Here is a 3,748-nt window from a genome sequence, read left to right as displayed (position 1 = left end):
GTTTACGAGAAGAGGGAAATCATTATCATTTGCAAAGAAATGGATGGAAAAATTCCATCCTCAAATTAAAAGTGTAATTAGTTGAGGCAAGAACTATAAATTGTAAAAAAATATAGCACAGGCAGATAAGTAGTCGTGTGATTACCTGCCAGAAATTTGTGTTTTGCTATTTTTACAGTTTTCTTTAACAATTTAGTTTTATTTATTTTTAAAGATTTTCAGTGTGTGTATGCAATCCTTTTTCGGATGAACAACTGTCTTCGGATGAACACTTTTCTTCGGATGAACAACTGTCTTCGGATGAACACTTTTCTTCGGATGAACATTTCCAAAAAGGAATTTTTTGGTGCCTCATTCTGATCTGAGCCTCAGTGTCCGGACCAGGTCTGTTCTGGAAAGTACCCCTACAAGAGACCCATTATCAATGACCAGAACTCTTCCTATGTTCTTAGATGCAACCAATTTGAGGACATCACTTGCCCGTGCATCCGAAGTAATAGATATGACATCTCTGGTCATAATATCTGAGACCCGTGTTACAGGGCGATCCAGAGTGGAAACGCGCTGGATATCGGTAAAAGTCACAATACCTTTAAGTTCGCCCCCCTCTATTACAGGATAACCCATATGCTTTTTCTCAAACATGAAATGAACCAGATCTTCAACATTCATGGAAGAAGGTACTGAAACTACATCTTTTGTCATTATATCTTTTACCAGAACATTTTCAAGAGTTACGGATGCCTGAGTGGAGCGTTCCTCCTCGGATGCACCAACATAAATAAAGAGAGCAATCAAAGGGAACCAGAGGTTTCCTACAAGAATGCCGAAAATAGCCATCAGGATAGCAAAAAATTTTCCTACGGCAGCTGCACTCTGCGTAGCTTTGACATAAGACATTCTCCTTGCATAGAAAGCACGGAGTACCCTGCCTCCGTCCATTGGAAATGCGGGCAGGAGGTTGAAAATTCCAAGTACTATATTCATGATGCCAAGAATCCAGATTGTCAGAAAAACGGGATTTTCAGAAAACGAAGGATTTGGCGCAATTATATTCCCATATATGAAAAGACAGACAGCACCTATAATCAGGCTCGTAAGAGGTCCTGCAAAAGCCATCTTTGCTTCCTGTCCGGGATCCCTTGGCATCTCTTCCATTGAAGAAACTCCTCCGAAAAGGAAGAGCGTGATGCTTTCAATATTGACTCCATAGCGCATTGCCAGATATGAGTGCGCAAGCTCATGCAAAAGGATTGAGGCAAAAAGCAGGATTGCAGTCAGGGTCGAAAGTGCATATTTTGTAGCAGGCGGCTCAACCCCTTGAAAGCCATAAGGATATGGATTAATTGCAAAAATATATGCAAAAATGGGAAGTATTAAAAGAAAGGTTATGTGCAGTCTGATAGGTATGCCCAGTACGCTTCCGATTTTCAGTGCAGATTTCATGAATTAAAAGGCCCCCTTTATTTAACGAGTTCATCTCAAAACCCAGTTTTAATCTTAATTATCAGAATTATTCAGGATTGCTTTCATAATCAGAAGCTCGATTTGTTACTTAAATACGAGATCCAAAGAAGCAAATTTTGAGTTTTGGGATCAGCTCAACTAATACAGACACTTGATGAAATTAGATGAAATATATGTGAAACATATATGAAACGTATATTCCTGAATACCAGTCAAAAAACTCCAGTTAAAAAGCTCCGGTTAAAAAGCTGTGATTCGTAAAAGTTCCAGGTTTTTTATTAAACAAAAAAATCAGCTAATTCCCTCCCCAATTATTTTAATTCATTATTAAGCGTAGCTGATCCTATTTACTATTTAGCAATAATACTATAGATATTTGCTTGCGCAAAATTGAAAAACGGGGAAAAGGAAAACAGGAAAAAAATCAAAGTTTCGCTGGTGCACCCTGCAACAAGCTGTGTGGTATTCGACTGAAAAAAAAAGAAAGTGAGAATAAAAATAAAAAGCAGTAACTTTAAATTTCTGCTGTCACTTTTTTAAGATCCTGCAAAAATATTTCGATGTCTTCCGGGGTATTATGCGGCATAAGGACTAGACGGAGGGCTCTTGGTGTGCGGGTGATTGAGACATTCCAGCCGAATCTTTCAAGAAGCTGTTCTCTGACAAGATCAGGGTCAGGGACTTTCAGAGCAACTACGTTCATTACAGGTTCAAGCAGGGGTTCAAAACCGATTTTTCGAGCTTCTGTGACTAGCTTTACGGTGAGCTGCATGCAGTATTGCACATTCTTTCTGTAACCTTCATGGCCAAGATATTTCATGACAGCGCAGGTAGCGGCAGCTGAGGCTCCGCTCCTGGTGCCCGTAAGTGTGAACTGGGACTTTGTGGTAAGGTATGGAGTATTTACCTTAAGGGAGTCCATGAAAGAAGGGGATCTGAAAAGCAGGGCACCTGACGGGATTGTGGACAGGCCCATCTTGTGGGGGTCTATAGCAATGGAAGTAACGCCTGGCACTTTGAAATCAAAAGGCTGGGGTTTTTCGAAGAAAGGAATTACAAAACCTCCGAAAGCCGCATCAACATGCAGGAAAATCTCGTTTTCAAGAGCTATTTCCGAGAGTTCGTCAATAGGATCCACCTGGCCAAACTCAGTATTTCCTGCTATCCCTACAAGTCCTATGGTGTTTGCATTTATATGACTTTCAACAGAAGTGAGGTCCACCTTAAACTCCGAATCCAGTGAAGCTCTTCTAACCTCTATACCCATCATGTCGGCAACCTTATCAAAAGAAAAATGAGCCGATTCAGGAATTACAATATTTGGAGTTCCTTTCAACCCTTCCTTCCCTGCGGTCACAAGATTTTTCATTCCTCTTACAGCCTGAATGTTGGATTCGGTACCTCCTGTAGTAAGGTAACCGCAAACCGAACTCTCACATGAGTCTCCGGAAGGAACATCAATTGAAGGAGCATGAAGAAGCTCCCCAAGCATCCTGACAACCTCCTGCTCAAGCCTGTGAGCTCCGGCAAAAAGCCCGGTATCACCCAGGTTAGCCTCAATAAAGAGCCTGTGAGCCTCGGCTGCGATCTTATGAGGGTGAGTACACATTGAACTTAAAACCCGATAATAATCCGTATCCTCTGACTTTGCATTTTCCAGGTAGGAAAATATCTCTCTTTCAGAAAGACCCTGCACATTCATATAGATAAAGTAAAACCAGTTTTATTTAAAATACTTATGGAATAAACCTCGAAGAATTGATCTTCTGGACTTTATAAAAGTCCAAAATAGCTTTAATTAGTCAGTAATTATGGATATCTTTGAATAAAATATAAACAAAAAGGAATATAGTTAAAAGAAAATAGAAATAGTGGAATGATTTGAAAAATTGAAAAACAAGGAAAAAAGAAGGAAAAAAGAAAGAAAAAAGAGCAAGAAAAAATTAAAATAAAAGAAGGGCTTTGAGAAATACTCAAAAAAATTATCAACTTTTGAAATAAATCAAGTGAGAGGGGAAGGAAAGAAAAAGCAGGAGAATAATTAAGGACATGAGAGAGAAAAGTAAAAGTAACTATATAGGTTCTCAGATTAACTTTTTAGATTAGTTTAATTAATTCAGAGATTATTAATAAACACCATTTATCTTAATAGCCCTAAAAGAAATTTGTATATTATTTAATGATTTTTGGGCTCTGTAGAAATCCTTAATTTTATGCAAATTATTTCTACAACTTTTTTGTTTATGTTATACACTATCAGTTTAATTTTTATTTCTTTGAT

At 38.4% G+C, this 3,748-nt stretch carries 2 protein-coding genes; both read right to left on the bottom strand.

Annotated features, from left to right (window positions below):
• Positions 1 to 351: 351 nt before the first annotated feature.
• Complete coding sequence (locus tag EO92_RS01340; protein WP_048168811.1) at positions 352 to 1,446, bottom strand: CBS domain-containing protein; 1,095 nt, start codon at positions 1,444 to 1,446, stop codon at positions 352 to 354.
• Between the two features lie 535 nt (positions 1,447 to 1,981).
• On the bottom strand, positions 1,982 to 3,169 hold the full coding sequence (gene mfnA, locus EO92_RS01335; RefSeq protein WP_048135291.1) for a tyrosine decarboxylase MfnA: 1,188 nt from the start codon (positions 3,167 to 3,169) through the stop codon (positions 1,982 to 1,984).
• Positions 3,170 to 3,748 lie beyond the last annotated feature (579 nt).

Origin of the sequence: Methanosarcina sp. 2.H.A.1B.4 (assembly GCF_000979385.1) — an archaeon.
Lineage (GTDB): Archaea > Halobacteriota > Methanosarcinia > Methanosarcinales > Methanosarcinaceae > Methanosarcina.
The sequence above is the reverse complement of the archived record's forward strand: the minus strand, read 5'-3'. Positions and strand labels throughout refer to the sequence as shown.

What these genes read in the sequence shown, in the direction of transcription:
- EO92_RS01340 (WP_048168811.1), bottom strand. Translation starts at nt 1,446, where the DNA reads ATGAAATCTGCACTGAAAATCGGAAGCGTACTGGGCATACCTATCAGA.
- mfnA (WP_048135291.1), bottom strand. Translation starts at nt 3,169, where the DNA reads ATGAATGTGCAGGGTCTTTCTGAAAGAGAGATATTTTCCTACCTGGAA.